This is a genomic window from Pseudomonas soli (assembly GCF_900110655.1).
Classification (GTDB): Bacteria; Pseudomonadota; Gammaproteobacteria; order Pseudomonadales; family Pseudomonadaceae; genus Aquipseudomonas; species Aquipseudomonas soli.
This window is the reverse complement of the sequence record NZ_FOEQ01000013.1, coordinates 84,724-99,303: the sequence shown is the minus strand read 5'-3', so window position 1 is coordinate 99,303 and position 14,580 is coordinate 84,724. Positions and strand designations below refer to the sequence as shown.

The following is a 14,580-nucleotide window of genomic DNA, read 5'->3' as shown; positions in this document are numbered from 1 at the left end:
GCATCGATGCTGTTGGTCACGGGGCCGGGTGCGATGGCCCAGGAGGCGCCGGCGCAGGTGCGTCTGGTCAGCGAGGCGTGGGTCGACTACACCAATGCCGATGGCACCGGGCTGGCCTGGGACGTGTTGCGCAAGGTGTTCGAGCCGGCCGGGGTCAAGGTCGTGGTCAAGAGCGCGCCCTACAGCCGCGCCGTCGGGCTGGTGAAGCGCGGCGAGGCGGATGCCTGGGTCGGCTCCTACAAGGAAGAGAACGCCGACAACCTGTATCCGCAGTGGTACTTCGACCAGGACCATATCTATGCCCTGGGCCTGGTCGACAAGCCGGTGCCAACGCTCGAGACCATCGGCCAGTACCGGCTGGCCTGGGTGCGCGGGTACGACTATGCCAGCTATCTGCCCGAGGTCCACAACTTCCGCGAGATCCAGCGTCGCGAGGGCATCCTGCCGATGCTCGAGCATGACCGGGTCGACTTCTACATCGATGCGCTCGCCGAGGTCGACTATGTGCTTGGCCAGGCGCCCGATGCCACGCGCTTTCGCCGCACCCACGTCGCCGAGCTGCCGTTGTACCTGGCCTTCACCCACAGTGAACAGGGCAAGGTCCTGCGCGACCTGTTCGACCGGCGCATGGAGCAACTGGTGCGCAGCGGCGAGCTGAAGCCGATCTTCGAGCGCTGGAAGCAGCCTTACCCGTTTACGGTTGATCACCTGCCTCATCAGTAAGTACCCGCAGTCTGCTCCCGCAGGGGCCGGTGTGGGGCCATATGCATCTAACTTTTCGATCTTAAGCCACGATATTCCTCCTGCGCACCTGCGCCGGGCTGCTGATACAATCGGCCGATCTGAAAAAACCTACTGCCCAGGAGCACAACGTGCCCGTCGTCTTTGTTGCCGCCTCGAAACTCCCGACTCCCTTTGCGACCTTCACCATGCATGGCTTCCTCGACGAAGCCACTGGCCGCGAGCACGTGGTGCTCAGCCTGGGTGATATCGCCGACGGCGAGCCGGTGCTGGGGCGTCTGCACTCCGAATGCCTGACCGGCGATGCGCTGTTCAGCCAGCGTTGCGACTGCGGCTCGCAGCTGGAGGCTGCATTGCAGGCCATCGCCCGTGAAGGCCGTGGCGTACTGCTGTACCTGCGCCAGGAAGGCCGTGGCATCGGCCTGCTGAACAAGATCCGCGCCTACGAGCTGCAGGACGGCGGTGCCGATACCGTCGAGGCCAACGAGCGCCTGGGCTTCGCCGCTGATCAGCGTGACTACGCCATGTGCCTGCCGATGCTCGAGCACCTGGGCGTGAAGTCGCTGCGTCTGATGACCAACAACCCGCGCAAGGTAAAGGCCCTGACCGACATGAGCATCAAGGTCGCCGAGCGCGTGCCGCTGCACACTGGCCACAACCCGCACAACCGCCTGTACCTGGCCACCAAGGCCGACAAGCTCGGCCACATGATGGGCAACAAGCACCAGGGCGAGGTGCCCCAGGCGTGACGCGCACAGAGGTGAAGCGGCGGCTGGCGCTGGCCTGGTGGCAGTACCTGGCCGTGGGATTGCTGCCGCTGCCGGTGATGGCCTGGGCCTTCGGTGGCGGCGAGGCGCTGATCCCGGTGTTGGCCATGCCGCTGTTCATCGCCGGTGCCGCCAGCATGTTCCTCAGCCTGCCGCGCTTCAGCGCGTACAAGCGGGCGTTGATCGCCACCGACAAGGCGCTGGGCAGCGCCGAAGAGCCGGCCGCCTGGATCGAGCTGGCGCGGGTGCGCCGCCTGGCCATGCTGTTCGCCTGCTTCCCGGCCTGGGTTGCCGCGCTGTCGGTGCTGGTCGGGCTGGAGGCAGTGCCGCAGATTCTCCTCGCCCTGTCCACCGTGGTGCTGCTGTACCTCTATCGCATCCCGCGCCAGCTCGGTTGATGCGGGCGCTGCTCGCCGGTTTTTCGCTGTTGTGCCTCGGTGCTTTGGCCGAGGCTGCGCCGCGGGTAGTCAGCCTGGCGCCATCGATGACCGAGATCGTTCTGGAACTGGACGCCGGCGAGTTGCTGGTCGGTGTGCTCGATGGCGGCGAGCGTCCGCCGGCGCTGGCCCGGTTGCCTTCCGTCGGCCGTCATGGCCAGCTCGACATGGAGCGTCTGTTAAGCCTCGAGCCCGACCTCTTGCTGCTGTGGCCCGGCAGCGTGCCTCCGGCCCAGCGCGACCAGCTCAGGCGCCTGGGCATCGCCACGTTCAGCGGCGAGCCCGGCAACCTCGACCAGTTGATCGACCAGATCGAAGCCATCGCCCAACGTATTGGCCGTGACCAGCAAGGCCGCGCCTATGCCGCCAGCCTGCGTGAGCGGTTGCAGGGGCTGCGTGACCGCTACCGGCGGGAGGCGCCGCTACGGGTGTTTTACCAGGTCTGGGACAAGCCGCTGTACACCTTGGGTGGCCGCCAGGTGGTCAGCGACGCCTTGCGTGTGTGTGGGGCACGCAATGTGTTCGACGACCTGGCCCAGCCCGCCCCGCAGGTCAGCGTGGAGTCGGTGCTGCTGCGCGACCCCGAGGTGATCCTGGCGGGCGATGAGGCGCAACTGGCGAGTTGGCGCAACTGGCCGCGGCTGAGCGCGGTGAAGGGCGAGCGCTTACTGGTGGTGCCGGACAAAGGCCTGGAGCGGCCCAGCGGGCAGATGATCGAGGCGACTGCTCGGCTGTGCGCGTTGCTCGATGCTAAAGCGCCGGTGTCCAGGTAAGGCTCAACAGCCAGGTGCGTCCTTCTTCGCGGTAGCCGTAGTCATTGCCCTGGTAGTTGTAGAGGTTGCGGCTGTAACGCTTGTCCAGCAGGTTGTCGAGCTTCAAGTCGAGCCTCAGCTCGCGAGTGGCAGCCCAGCCACCGCGAACGCCCAGCAGCCCGTAGCCGCCGATGGGGGCGTTGTTGGTTTCGTCGTTGTAGCTGCTGCTCACGGCCTGCCAGCTGGCGCCAACATTGAAGCGGTCGTATTGACGGTCGATATCCAGGCTCAGCGTACGCCGCGCGCGCCGGGACAACGTGTGGCCACTCTTCCGGTCACGCGGGTCGATCAATGCCAGGCCCAACGTCGATGTCCAGGCCCCCCATTGCTGGTCCAGCGCCATCTCGAAGCCGTTGATACGGGCCTGGGCAACGTTGCCCATGGTATTGGCATCTGCGTCGTAGCTGATGGCGTCTCGCAAGTCGGTGCGATAGAGCGAGGTCTCCAGGCGGCTGCTGTCGGTCAGTTGACTGCGCCATTGCACCTCATAGGATTTCGAGTGTTCCGGCTTGAGATCGGGGTTGCTGAAGCCGGGGTAGTACAGGTCGTTGAACGTGGGGGCGCGGAACCCCTCGCTGTAGGAAAACAGCAAGTCATTACGGGCGTTCAATGGCAGGGTCAGGCTGCCGCTCCAGGTGGTCTGGCCGCCGAACTGCTGGTTCTCGTCGTGGCGTACGCCCAGTTCGGTCGAGAAGTGCTCGTTGTGGAAGCGATGCTGGGCGAACACTGCGCGGTTCCAGCGGCTGTCCTCATTGAAATCGGTACTCGAATGCACCCGGTCCTCGTACCACTCGCCACCCAGTAGCACGCTGTTGTCGTCATCGATGGTCAGATCGTTCTGCCAGGTGACTTGGTCGCGGTAGGTGTTGAATGGCGAGCTTTGGTGCGTGAGCTTGTCGCGGCTGTCGTCGCGGTTCTCGCTGTGGGCCATCTCCAGTCGGGAATGCCACAGATCGGTAAGTTGGGCATCGAAGTAACTGCCCAGGCTGCTGACGGCGAAGTTCGAGTAGGGCACTTGCGGGCTGCTACCACGAGGTTCGTCGAACTCACGACGCCCACGGCTGTCGAGCAGGTTCAGGCCCGCTTCGAAGCGCTCGTTGAAGCTGTGGCTCAAGCTCAGGTTCAGCGAGCGGTTGCGATAGGCGTCATGGTCGCCATCGCTGGCATACGACGGCCCGGTCGAATCGATGCCGGCCGTCTCGTCCAGGCTGGCGCCGAGGTTGAAGCGGGTCGCGCCATCGCCACCGGACAGGCCCAGGCTGCGCTGCCAGGTCTGGTTGCTGCCGGCCGCCAGGCGCAGGCGCGGTTGCAGGCCCTGGCCCTCGCCACGCCGGGTGAAGATCTGGATCACCCCGCCGATGGCGTCGCTGCCGTAAATCGCCGAGCGCGAACCGCGCAGCACTTCCACCCGTTCGATCTGGTCGATGCCGAGAAACTGCAGGCCGCTGTCGCCGGATGTGGCGTTGGCGATGCGCACGCCATCAACCAGCACCAGGGTCTGGGCGGCCTTGGTGCCGCGCACGAAGATGCCCGGCAGACTGCCGCGACCGCCGGTGGGCGCGACCTGCACGCCGGGCACGCGGGCGAGCAGATCGGTGACGCTGCTGGGTTGCAGGCGGTCGATGTCGGCACGGGTGAACACCGTATTGGCCGCACTGGTGGCGGTACGCGACTCGACCTGGCGATTGGCGCTGATCAGCACGTCGGGAAGCTTCAGGGCGTTGTCGCGTTCAGCGGCCATTAGCGGGAGGGGCAGGCAGAGCAGGGTGGTGAGGCTTGGGAGTTTCATGGCTAGTTCCAGCGCAATCGCCGGCAAGCCGGCTCCCACAAGGGACTGCGATCCCTGTGGGAGCCGGCTTGTCGTGGCGACGAACCGCGGCGATGGGCCGCAAAGCGGTCCCAGGGATTACAGGCCGAGCTTGGCCATTCGGGCTTTGACGGAGGCTTCGATCCCTGCCACATCGAGCCCGCACTCGGCCAGCATCTGCGCAGGCTTGGCATGCTCGACATAGATATCCGGCAGGCCCAGGTGCAGCAGCGGCTTGACCACCGCTTCGCGGGCGAGGAACTCGCCCACCGCTGCGCCGGCGCCACCCATGATGGCATTCTCTTCGATGGTCACCAGCAACTCATGGTTGGCGGCCATTTCCAGCACCAGCGCCTCGTCCAGAGGCTTGACGAAACGCATGTCGACCACGGTGGCATCGATCTGCTCGGCTACCTGCAGGGCTTCGGCCAGCTGTACGCCGAACACCAGCAGGGCGACCTTGCCACCCTGGCGGCGGACCACGCCCTTGCCGATCTCCAGTGGCTCCAGGTCGCCGCTGATCGGCGCGTTGGGGCCGGTGCCGCGTGGATAACGCACGGCGGCCGGGCCCTTGTAGTGGTGGCCGGTGCTGAGCATCTTGCGCAGCTCGTTCTCGTCGCTAGGGGTCATCACCAGCATGCCGGGGATGCAGCGCAGATAGGACAGGTCGTAGGCACCGGCGTGGGTCGGGCCGTCCTCGCCGACCAGGCCGGCGCGGTCGATGGCAAACAGCACATCGAGGTCCTGCACCGCCACGTCATGGATCAGCTGGTCATAGGCGCGCTGCAGGAAGGTCGAGTAGATCGCCACCACCGGCTTGGCACCCTCGCAGGCCATGCCCGCGGCCAGGGTGACCGCGTGCTGCTCGGCGATGGCGACGTCGAAGTAGCGCTCCGGGTAGCGTTCGCTGAAGTCGATCAGGTCCGAGCCTTCCTTCATCGCCGGGGTGATGCCCACCAGGCGATTGTCGGCGGCGGCCATGTCGCACAGCCACTGGCCGAACACCGAGGCGTATTTCGGGCCGCTGGCCTTCTTCGGCGCGACCGGCTTGTCGGCCGGCTCCAGCTTGGTGATGGCGTGGTAGCCGATCGGGTCGACCTCGGCCGGGGCGAAGCCCTTGCCCTTCTTGGTCACCACGTGAAGGAACTGCGGGCCCTTGAGGTCGCGCATGTTGCGCAGGGTGGCGATCAGGGTCGGCAGGTCGTGGCCGTCGATCGGGCCGATGTAGTTCCAGCCCAGCTCCTCGAACAGCGTGCCCGGCACCAGCATGCCCTTGGCGTACTCTTCGGTGCGGCGGGCGATTTCCCAGGCACCGGGCAGGCGCGACAGCACTTTCTTGCTGCCTTCGCGCATGCTCGCGTAGGTGCGGCTGGAAAGGATCTTGGCCAGGTAGTTGGACAGGCCGCCGACATTGCGCGAAATCGACATGTCGTTGTCGTTGAGGATCACCAGCATGTCGGCGTTGACTTCCTGGGCGTGGTTCAGCGCCTCGAAGGCCATGCCGGCGGTCAGCGCGCCGTCGCCGATCACCGCGATCGACTTGCGCGGGTCGTTCTGCAGGCGGGCGGCGATGGCCATGCCCAGCGCGGCGCTGATCGAGGTGCTGGAGTGGCCGACGCCGAAGGTGTCGTACTCGCTCTCGCTGCGGCGCGGGAAGGCGGCGATGCCGTCTTTCTGGCGCAGGCTGAGCATTCGCTCGCGCCGGCCGGTGAGGATCTTGTGCGGGTAGGCCTGGTGGCCGACGTCCCACACCAGCCGGTCATCCGGGGTGTCGAAGACGTAGTGCAGGGCGATCGTCAGCTCGATGACGCCCAGGCCCGCACCAAAATGCCCACCGGTCTGCCCAACGGTATAGAGCAGGTCCTGGCGCAGCTCGTCGGCCAGGGTCTCCAGGTCGGCTTCGGCCAGCCGGCGCAGGCCGGCGGGCGTGTCGGCGCGGTCCAGCAACGGCGTGACCGGGCGTTCGCGGGGGATCTCTTGAAACGTCGTGGGCATCAGGCGAGTCGTTATAGGTGTGAAGACGCGGCAGTTTACCCCATTGTAGGAAAAGCTGCCCATTCAGTCGGGTGTGGTGAAGGTGTCGTTGATCAACGTGGGAGCGGCGGTGCGCCAATGCTCCCACGGGTGCCTCAGTGGCGGCGCTCGACGATGTAGCGAGCCAGCGCCCGCAGTGGCTCGGCATTGTCGCCAAAGCCTGCCAGCGCGGCCAGCGCCTGGTCGCGCAGCTCCAAGGCATAGGCTTTGGCCGCCTCCATCCCGAGCAGCGCTGGGTAGGTTGGCTTGTCGCGGGCGATATCGGCCCCCTGGCGCTTGCCCAGGGTGGCGGTGTCGCTCTCCACGTCGAGGATATCGTCCTGCACCTGGAACGCCAGACCAATGGCCTGTGCATAAGTCTGCAGCAAATCGAGTTGGACCTGCCCGGCGCGGGCGCTGGCCAGGGCGCCGAGGCGCACGCTGGCTTCGATCAGCGCGCCGGTCTTGTGCCGGTGCATGTACTCCAGGGCTTTTTGGTCGAGCTTCAGGCCCACCGAGCCGAGGTCGATGGCCTGGCCGCCGACCATGCCCGCGGGGCCGGCCGCCTTGGCCAGGGCCTGGACCATCTGCAGGCGGATGGCGTCTGGCTGCGGGCTCAGGCGCGGGTCGAGCAAGGCGTTGAAGGCCAGGCTTTGCAAACCGTCGCCGGCGAGGATTGCGCAGGCTTCGTCGAAGGCCTTGTGAGTGGTGGGCTGGCCGCGGCGCAGGTCGTCGTCGTCCATGGCCGGCAGGTCGTCGTGTACCAGCGAGTAGGCGTGGATCAGCTCCACTGCGCAGGCAGCGCCGTTGGCCTGCTCCGCCGGCACGCCGAAGGCCTCGCAGGCGGCGTAGGCCAGCAGCGGGCGCACGCGCTTGCCGCCGTTCATCACGCTGTAGCGCATGGCCGCGTAGAGGCGCTCGAGCTCCTTGGAGGGGGCTTGGAACAAGGGTTCCAGGGCCGCGTCGACCCGAGCCTGGGCACTTGCCTGGTACTGGGCGATCATGCCTCGGGCTCCGCGTCGAACGGCTGCGCGGCCAGCTCGCCGTCACGCTCCAGGAGGATCTGCACCTTCTGCTCGGCCTGGGCCAGGGCGCCCTGGCAATCGCGGGTCAGGGCAATGCCTTGCTCGAAGGCGGCCAGCGACTCTTCCAGCGACAGTTCGCCGTTCTCCAAGCGCTCGACCAGGGCTTGCAGGTCGGCGAGGGATTGTTCGAAATCGATGGAGGCTTTTTTGCGGGCCATGGCGACAGTCTCGGTGGTGTCCAGAACGGCGCGACACTAGCAGAGCGGGGCAGGGGGAGCAAATTGCAGGGGGAGTTCGTCGCATTTTGTTGCACTTGTCCCCAGCGGCCCGTCTTGCAATCTGCGGAGCAATCGAATTGTGGGGGTGGCGGCCCTCTGCCATAATCCGCGCGCTCTGGCCCGCGGGCCAGCGGCTTCCCTCCCCGACGTCATGTAATGGACTACGTTGTGAGCTTCCTCTCGATCGAATTCGGCCTCTGTTTCACGCTGTTCTTCCTGCTTTATTGGAGCCTGTGCTGGAGTGTCCGGCTGCAGAACCTGCTGCTGCTGACGGCCAGCTATGGCCTGGTAGCCAGTTTCAGTCTGCAGTCGCTCTACATCCTGCTGGGCTACAGCGTGTTGGTGTACTTGCTCGGCCTGCTGGCGGGGCGCTACCCCGGGCGCTGGTTCAGCCGCGTGCTGCTGTTGACGCTGGTGCTGGGCTGTTTCTACCTGTTCAAGTACCAGGCGTTCTTCGTCGAAGGCGCGCAGGCCGCGCTGGCCACCGCCGGGTTCGACGTGGCGCTGCCGCTGCTGGAAGTGCTGGTGCCGATCGGGCTGTCGTTCTATACCTTCCATTCGGTCAGCTACCTGGTGTCGATCAACCGGCGCGAGCTGGCGCCGTCGGCGCCGCTGGACCTGGCCTTATACCTGGCGTTCTTCCCCAGCCTGGTGGCCGGGCCGGTCAACCGCGCCCTGCACATGCTGCCGCAGATCCGCCCGCCAGCCATGCGCCAGGTGCTGGAGCCGCAGCGGGCACTGGGGTTGATCGCGATGGCGGTGGTCAAGCTGTTCTTCCTCAGTGCCTGGCTGGGCAGCGAGTGGGTGGACCCGGTGTTCGACACCCCGGGCAGCGCCACCCCCGAGCAGGTGCTGCTGAGCGTGTACGGCTACAGCCTGCTGATCTACTTCAACTTCAGCGGCTACACCAACCTGGTCACCGGCATCGCCCTGTTGCTGGGGTTCCGTCTGCCGGACAACTTCGACGCGCCATATGCCGCGCACAACCTCAAGGAATTCTGGGGGCGCTGGCATATCAGCCTGTCACGCTTCATCCGCGACTACGTCTATATCCCGCTGGGCGGTAACCGCCAGGGGGTATGGCGCGGCAACCTGAACATGCTGCTGGCGATGCTGGTGTCCGGGCTGTGGCACGGGGCGAGCGTGAATTTCATCATCTGGGGCGCGCTGCACGGCGTGGGCCTGGCCATCTCCAAGCTGTTCAGCCAGTGGTGCCCGGGGTTTGCCCGCCTGCCGGGATCGGGCTTGCTGGCGCGGTTGATGACCTTCCACTACGTGGCGTTCGCCTGGATCTTCTTCCGCAGCCCGACGCTGGAGGGCGCGCTGGAGATGCTCGGTGACATCGCCCAACTGAGCCTGGCGGGCCTGAACAGTGCCACGGGCCTGATGCTGCTGGCCTGCGTGCTGTTCGTGGCCAGTTATCCACAATGGCTGGTGCTGCTGCGCCAGAGCGGCGCGGCCTTCCAGCGCCTGCCGTGGCAGCTGTACCCGATCCCGCTCGGGGTCGGCGTGTCGCTGGTGATTTTCGCTTCGCAGTCGGGCGTGCCGGGGTTCATCTATGCAAGCTTCTGATAGCAAACAGCTGTTCCAGGTGCAGATGGGCGCCGCCCGTGGCCTGTACGCGATCGTGGTCACAACCGCGCTGTTGTTCTGGCTGAACCAGGATTCGATCAAGCTCTACTGCCAGCAGAAGTACCACCAGAGCTGCGAAATCCCGCTGCTGGGCCAGATGCCGGCCTGGCGCACGGGCGCGCAACTGACGGCACTGCTCGAGGCGCGCCGCGACGACCTGCTCGAGCGCCTGCAGCCAGCGCCGCAGGTGGTCGAAGCGCCGCTGCCCGAGGTGCTGCCCGCACCGATACCGGTGGTCACGGTCGACCTGCAGACCCCGGCGGCACTGGCCAAGCCGCTGCCGCACGGTGCGGCACACACGCCGGCGCCGGCTACTGTGCCCGCGCCCGTCGCTGTCGCCCAGCCCGTCGCGGCAGTGCCGGCGTCAGCGCCAATGCCAGCGGCAACTCCGGCACCAGTCCCGGCGCCGGCATTGCTGCAACCCGGCACCGTGGCCTCCCTGGCCGCCGGTGACGAGGTGTTCCTGGTCGGCGATTCGCTGATGCAGGGCGTTGCCCCGCACCTGGCCAACAGCTTGCGCAAGCGCTACCAGATCCGCACCGTCAACCTCAGCAAGCAGAGCACCGGCCTTGCCTACCCGGGCTTCTTCAACTGGCCGAAGACCGTGGCCGAGACCCTCGACCACGAACCGAACGTGCGCCTGATGGTGGTGTTCCTCGGCCCCAACGACCCGTGGGACATGCCTCAGGGCAAGGGCAAGCCGTTCCTGCGCTTCAAGTCGCCGGAATGGGAGGTGGCCTATCGCGCGCGGATCGATTCGATCCTCGAACAGGCCCGCTCGCATAACGTGCAGGTTATCTGGGTCGGGCCGCCGAACATGGAGAAGGCGCGGCTGTCCACCGCCATGGGCTACCTCAGCGGGCTCTATCAGGAGCAGACCGCGCTGTACGGCCAGCACTACGTGTCGGCCAACCCGATCCTCGGCTACGCCGACGCCAGCTTCTCGTACACGGTGCAGACCGCGCAGGGCAAGCGGGTGAAGGTGCGGGTCGACGACGGCATTCATTTCACCATCACAGGCCAGAAGATGATCGCCGAACAGGTACTGTCGCTGATCAGCTTCCCTGGCCTGACCGTAACAGGACATTGAGATGCGCCAATGGCATCACCTGCTGGGCCTGGCCCTGCTGATCAGCGCCGCGCCGGGTTGCAGCACCGGCGCCAACAGCGTGAGCGCCCAGCCCGCGGCGCGGCCCACCGCCACGCCCGTCACTCGCCAGGACGGCAACGTCGCCCTGCTCGCGAGCAAGCTGCGCAATGCCAGGCGTGCCCCGGTCGGCATCGTCCAGCTGGGTGACTCGCATACCGCCGCCGACCTGTTTAGCGGCGAACTGCGCAAGCTGTTACAGGCGCGCTACGGCGATGGCGGCATCGGCCTGGTGCCAGCCTCGCCGGTGCCGGGGATTCGCAACGACCGGGTGATCATCAAGAGCGAGAAGCGCCAGTGGGAGCTGGTGTCGGCGCGCAACCAGCAGAGCCAGCAGTTTCCCCTGGGTGGCTACCTGTCGCTGCCGCAGGCCAACCGCTCCAGCGTGATGCTGCAGGCGCGTGACGAGGACCGCCAGCGCTACAAGGTCTCGGCGCTGTACCAGTCCAGCGGGACTGCCAGCCTGCTGGTCAATGGCGGCCAGCGTCGGGTGCTGCCGGCCAGCAATGGCCAGTGGCGCTTCAGCCCGGCGTTCGCCAATGTCGGCCTGCCGGTGCACCTGACGATGGAGGGTGGCCGTGGCGTCGCCTTGGGTGGCTGGTACCTGCAGGGGCAGAAGAATGCCGGTGTGACCTATTCGACGCTGGGCATCAACGGCGCGCGCCTGGAGGTGGTGGACAAGTGGCAGGCGGGTTGGCGCGACAGCCTCAAGGCCGTGCGGCCGGACCTGGTGATCCTGGCCTACGGCACCAATGAGGCGTTCGACGACAAGCTCGACCTGGCGCTGTACCAGACGCAGTTGGAGGCGACCCTCACGGGCTTGCGCAAGGACCTGCCGCAGACGGCGATCCTGCTGGTCGGCCCACCGGACTCGATCAAGCAGCGCAAGGCGCGCAGTTGCGCGGCGCGCCAGCCGCAACCGCTGGCCTCGGTGATCCGTATCCAGAAGCAGATGGCGCGCAAGCACAAGGCGCTGTTCTGGGATTGGCAGGGGTTCATGGGCGGGCCGTGCTCGATCGCCGGCTGGCAGGCGCAGGGGCTGGCGCGGCCTGATCTTGTCCATCTGACAGCCGATGGCTATCGCAAGAGTGCGGCGGGCTTGTATGAGTTTCTGAAGGGACCGTTGGGGTTGCGTTGAGGCCTGGCCTGATCGCGGGGCAAGCCCGCTCCCACGAAGCACCTTGGTACTTGGCGTGGGAGCGGGCTTGCCCCGCGATGCCTTTGGATCAGGCCGGCTCGGCCTCCAGCTCAACCATCGCCTCGCGATAGCGCGCCAGCTCCTCGATGGTTAGCACCGGCAGGTTGTACTGCCGCGCATACACCGCCACCTGTTCGCCGCGGGCCATGCTGCCATCGGGGTTCATCAACTCGCACAGCACCGCCGCCGGGCGCAGGCCGGCCAGGCGGGCCAGGTCCACCGAGCCTTCGGTGTGGCCGCGACGGATCAGCACGCCGCCGTCACGGGCGCGCAGCGGGAATACATGGCCGGGGCTGACGATGTGGCGCTGTTGCGCGGTGGAGCGCAGCGCGGCTTCGATCGTGGTGATGCGGTCCTGCGCCGACACGCCGGTGCTGACGCCCTCGGCGGCTTCGATGGTGACGGTGAAGCCGGTGCCGTGGCGGGCCTGGTTGTTCTGCACCATCGGCGCCAGCTGCAGGGCGTCGACGGTGGCTTCGTCCAGGCACAGGCAGACGATGCCGCTGCAATCGCGGATCATCATGGCCATGGTCTGCAGCGACAGGTTCTCGGCGGCAGCGACGATGTCGGCTTCGTCCTCGCGGTCGTCGTCGTCGAGCAGCAGCACCGGGCGCCCGGCCTGGAAGGCGGCGATGGCGGCACTGACGTTGGGGAATTGCTTGTTAAGCGGGGTGGACATGAAACGCTCCTCGTGAATGATCGATGAACGTCTCGGGGCGAACAAAATGCGCGCGCAAGGGCGCCTGGGCGGCCCCTGCCAAACGCCTTCTTTCATCCGGACTATGACCGTCGGCCCTGGAATCTCACCAGATCTGCTGACCCCCGGCATGGCCGGGGCGCTCGCGGGCTCATCTTTCGATTTACCGCCGGTGGGGACTTTCACCCCGCCCTGAAGACCGGGCAAGCATACCCCACGGTGGCGGACTGCTGGCAAGCCCTACGACTTTAGTTGCTGCCAGTCGAGTCCGAACCGCGCCAGGTACTTGCGCAGGCGGTCGGCGTCGTTGGGGTTGGCCTTCTCCTGCCGCGACACCGCGAACAGCTGGCGCCCGGCCTCGGACAGGCTAGGGGTGCGGCGGCACACATCGATCACCGCCTGCAGTTGCACCTGGTCGAACAGGTCCAGTTCGCGGCCGTCCAGCAGCGGCTCGGTTGCCGATTCCAGGCCCCAGGCATAGCGCAGCCGTTCGATCTCTTCCTCGACCAGTGCCTCGTCGATGCGCCCGCTGTCGGCCAGGGTCGCCATGCGCGTGATCGATGCCGACAGCTCGCGGAAGTTGCCGGCCCAGCGTGCTTCGCTGGCGTGGGCAAAGGCCAGGTAGCGGCGCTTGGCTTCGAGGTTGAAGCGCACCTGGCGGCCTTGCTCACGGGCGTGGCGCTGCAGCTCGAAATCCAGGTTCGGCTCGATGTCTTCGCGCCGCTGGGCCAGGCCCGGCAGGGCGAAGGTCCACAGGTTGATGCGGGCGAACAGATCTTCGCGGAACGAGCCGTCGGCGACCTTGGCGCGCAGGTCGCGGTGGGTGCCGGCGATCAGTTGGAAGTCGCTTTCCACCTCACGGTCGGCGCCCAGCGGGAAGAAGCGCTTTTCTTCGATGGCCTTGAGCAGCATGGCCTGTTCGTCGGCGCCCAGCTCACCTATTTCGTCGAGGAACAGCATGCCGCCGTCGGCGGCGCGCAGCAGGCCGTCGCGGGCGTTCTGCGCGCCGGTGAAGGCGCCTTTGGCGTGGCCGAACAGGGTCGACATGGCGCCGTCACCGCGCAGGGTGGCGCAGTTCACCTCGATGAAGCGACCGCCCAACTGGTGACGACCGCGCTTGAGCTCATGGACGCGCCGGGCCAGGAACGACTTGCCGGCGCCGGTCGGGCCGACCAGCAGCATCGGCGCCTTCGAGCGCAGGGCGACCCGTTCGATCTGCTCGATGGTGCGGTTGAAATCCGGGTTGCGCGTGGCGATGCCTGACTTGAGCAGCGACTGCCCCTCGACCTGTTCGCGGCGAAAGCGCGAGGCGATCGGGTCGTAGCGCGACAGGTCGAGGTCGATCAGCGTGGCGATGCCGGCCGGGTCGCTGTTTTCGTCGTGCTTGCGCGAGGGCGAGGTCTGCACCAGGCGCGCCGGCAGGTAGCGCGCCTCGGTGAGCAGGAACCAGCAAATCTGCGCGACGTGGGTACCGGTGGTGATATGCACCAGGTAGTCCTCGTGCTCGGTGTCGAAGCTGTAGCCGCTGGCGAAGTCGTGCAGGGCGCCGTAGACCTCCTCGAAATCCCACGGGTTGCGCAGCGCCAGCGGGTGCAGGCGCACCTCGGTGCCGGGCGAGACCTGCTGGATGTCGGCGCGGATGCGCTCGGCCAGGCCGAGGTCGCGTGCGTCGGGGCCGTGGATAAGTTCCAGGCGGTCCAGGGGCAGGTCGGATTGCTGGCACAGGCCGATGGTTGGCCGCCACCTGTTCCAGCGCGCCGCACCCTTGCCGTTGCGGTCGAGGGTGGTGCCGAGAAAACCGATGGCAACGAGGGGCTTGGTCATCCGTGATTATCCAAAAAGATAAATATGTATCTCAGGATATACGAAAAGTGAAATAGGTATGACACGTTGCAATGTGCAGCTTAACGCGCAATAAAAAATAAATTCTTATAAATCAGATAATTAAAAGATTTTTCAAGAACGAATGAAAACCTGGCACGCCGCTCGCTATATCCCTCTCGACCGCATCGCCAGGCAGGCCCTC

The 14,580-nt window shown here is 66.4% G+C and carries 13 protein-coding genes and 1 riboswitch; of the genes, 7 read left to right on the top strand and 6 right to left on the bottom strand.

What is annotated here, in order from left to right; genetic code table 11:
- The first annotated feature begins 6 nt into the window (after positions 1 to 6).
- The 4 genes from BMY03_RS22420 (at position 7) to BMY03_RS22405 (ending at position 2,718) form a co-directional block, all read left to right on the top strand.
- Positions 7 to 723, top strand: a complete 717-nt coding sequence (locus BMY03_RS22420) for a substrate-binding periplasmic protein (protein WP_371041539.1) — start codon at positions 7 to 9, stop codon at positions 721 to 723.
- 149 nt (positions 724 to 872) lie between these two features.
- Complete coding sequence (ribA, locus tag BMY03_RS22415) at positions 873 to 1,490, top strand: GTP cyclohydrolase II (RefSeq protein ID WP_023631163.1); 618 nt, start codon at positions 873 to 875, stop codon at positions 1,488 to 1,490.
- On the top strand, positions 1,487 to 1,906 hold the full coding sequence (locus BMY03_RS22410) for a hypothetical protein (RefSeq protein WP_023631164.1): 420 nt from the start codon (positions 1,487 to 1,489) through the stop codon (positions 1,904 to 1,906). The genes ribA and BMY03_RS22410 overlap by 4 nt, the downstream gene beginning before the upstream one ends.
- Positions 1,906 to 2,718 carry a cobalamin-binding protein gene (locus tag BMY03_RS22405; protein ID WP_094012307.1) on the top strand — a complete coding sequence of 271 codons (813 nt, stop codon included), beginning with the start codon at positions 1,906 to 1,908 and terminating at the stop codon, positions 2,716 to 2,718. Before BMY03_RS22410 ends, BMY03_RS22405 begins: the two co-directional genes overlap by 1 nt.
- Here BMY03_RS22405 and BMY03_RS22400 read toward each other — a convergent pair.
- The 4 genes from BMY03_RS22400 to BMY03_RS22385 form a co-directional block, all read right to left on the bottom strand.
- On the bottom strand, positions 2,696 to 4,546 hold the full coding sequence (locus BMY03_RS22400) for a TonB-dependent receptor domain-containing protein (protein ID WP_094012306.1): 1,851 nt from the start codon (positions 4,544 to 4,546) through the stop codon (positions 2,696 to 2,698). The genes BMY03_RS22405 and BMY03_RS22400 overlap by 23 nt on opposite strands.
- A gap of 117 nt (positions 4,547 to 4,663) precedes the next feature.
- On the bottom strand, positions 4,664 to 6,559 hold the full coding sequence (gene dxs / locus BMY03_RS22395; RefSeq protein ID WP_094012305.1) for a 1-deoxy-D-xylulose-5-phosphate synthase: 1,896 nt from the start codon (positions 6,557 to 6,559) through the stop codon (positions 4,664 to 4,666).
- Between the two features lie 134 nt (positions 6,560 to 6,693).
- Positions 6,694 to 7,581, bottom strand: a complete 888-nt coding sequence (gene ispA, locus BMY03_RS22390; RefSeq protein WP_094012304.1) for a (2E,6E)-farnesyl diphosphate synthase — start codon at positions 7,579 to 7,581, stop codon at positions 6,694 to 6,696.
- On the bottom strand, positions 7,578 to 7,820 hold the full coding sequence (locus BMY03_RS22385) for an exodeoxyribonuclease VII small subunit (protein WP_011531978.1): 243 nt from the start codon (positions 7,818 to 7,820) through the stop codon (positions 7,578 to 7,580). Before BMY03_RS22385 ends, ispA begins: the two co-directional genes overlap by 4 nt.
- Before the next feature lie 216 nt (positions 7,821 to 8,036).
- Between BMY03_RS22385 and BMY03_RS22380 the strand changes: the two genes are divergently transcribed.
- Genes BMY03_RS22380 through BMY03_RS22370 form a run of 3 tightly spaced genes read left to right on the top strand, consistent with a single transcriptional unit; the run spans position 8,037 to position 11,797 of the window.
- Positions 8,037 to 9,452, top strand: a complete 1,416-nt coding sequence (locus BMY03_RS22380; RefSeq protein ID WP_052062238.1) for an MBOAT family O-acyltransferase — start codon at positions 8,037 to 8,039, stop codon at positions 9,450 to 9,452.
- A complete protein-coding gene (locus tag BMY03_RS22375; protein ID WP_232888215.1) occupies positions 9,439 to 10,602 on the top strand; it encodes an SGNH/GDSL hydrolase family protein in 1,164 nt (387 codons plus the stop codon). Before BMY03_RS22380 ends, BMY03_RS22375 begins: the two co-directional genes overlap by 14 nt.
- Position 10,603: 1 nt before the next feature.
- On the top strand, positions 10,604 to 11,797 hold the full coding sequence (locus BMY03_RS22370; RefSeq protein ID WP_094012303.1) for an SGNH/GDSL hydrolase family protein: 1,194 nt from the start codon (positions 10,604 to 10,606) through the stop codon (positions 11,795 to 11,797).
- 88 nt (positions 11,798 to 11,885) lie between these two features.
- Here BMY03_RS22370 and ribB read toward each other — a convergent pair whose 3' ends face one another.
- Together ribB and rtcR are read right to left on the bottom strand one after the other, a co-directional pair.
- Positions 11,886 to 12,536 (bottom strand): 3,4-dihydroxy-2-butanone-4-phosphate synthase, encoded by a 651-nt coding sequence (gene ribB / locus BMY03_RS22365; RefSeq protein ID WP_094012302.1) that lies wholly within the window; start codon positions 12,534 to 12,536, stop codon positions 11,886 to 11,888.
- 80 nt (positions 12,537 to 12,616) lie between these two features.
- A riboswitch (FMN riboswitch) is annotated at positions 12,617 to 12,758 on the bottom strand.
- 36 nt (positions 12,759 to 12,794) lie between these two features.
- Positions 12,795 to 14,378 carry an RNA repair transcriptional activator RtcR gene (gene rtcR / locus BMY03_RS22360; RefSeq protein WP_094012301.1) on the bottom strand — a complete coding sequence of 528 codons (1,584 nt, stop codon included), beginning with the start codon at positions 14,376 to 14,378 and terminating at the stop codon, positions 12,795 to 12,797.
- Between the last annotated feature and the right edge of the window lie 202 nt (positions 14,379 to 14,580).

Excerpts from the sequence above, each read along its gene's own strand:
- BMY03_RS22420 (WP_371041539.1), top strand. The coding sequence starts at position 7 with ATGCTGTTGGTCACGGGGCCGGGTGCGATGGCCCAGGAGGCGCCGGCG.
- BMY03_RS22405 (WP_094012307.1), top strand. The coding sequence starts at position 1,906 with ATGCGGGCGCTGCTCGCCGGTTTTTCGCTGTTGTGCCTCGGTGCTTTG.
- BMY03_RS22400 (WP_094012306.1), bottom strand. The coding sequence starts at position 4,546 with ATGAAACTCCCAAGCCTCACCACCCTGCTCTGCCTGCCCCTCCCGCTA.
- dxs (WP_094012305.1), bottom strand. The coding sequence starts at position 6,559 with ATGCCCACGACGTTTCAAGAGATCCCCCGCGAACGCCCGGTCACGCCG.
- ispA (WP_094012304.1), bottom strand. The coding sequence starts at position 7,581 with ATGATCGCCCAGTACCAGGCAAGTGCCCAGGCTCGGGTCGACGCGGCC.
- BMY03_RS22385 (WP_011531978.1), bottom strand. The coding sequence starts at position 7,820 with ATGGCCCGCAAAAAAGCCTCCATCGATTTCGAACAATCCCTCGCCGAC.
- BMY03_RS22380 (WP_052062238.1), top strand. The coding sequence starts at position 8,037 with ATGGACTACGTTGTGAGCTTCCTCTCGATCGAATTCGGCCTCTGTTTC.
- BMY03_RS22375 (WP_232888215.1), top strand. The coding sequence starts at position 9,439 with ATGCAAGCTTCTGATAGCAAACAGCTGTTCCAGGTGCAGATGGGCGCC.
- BMY03_RS22370 (WP_094012303.1), top strand. The coding sequence starts at position 10,604 with ATGCGCCAATGGCATCACCTGCTGGGCCTGGCCCTGCTGATCAGCGCC.
- ribB (WP_094012302.1), bottom strand. The coding sequence starts at position 12,536 with ATGTCCACCCCGCTTAACAAGCAATTCCCCAACGTCAGTGCCGCCATC.
- rtcR (WP_094012301.1), bottom strand. The coding sequence starts at position 14,378 with ATGACCAAGCCCCTCGTTGCCATCGGTTTTCTCGGCACCACCCTCGAC.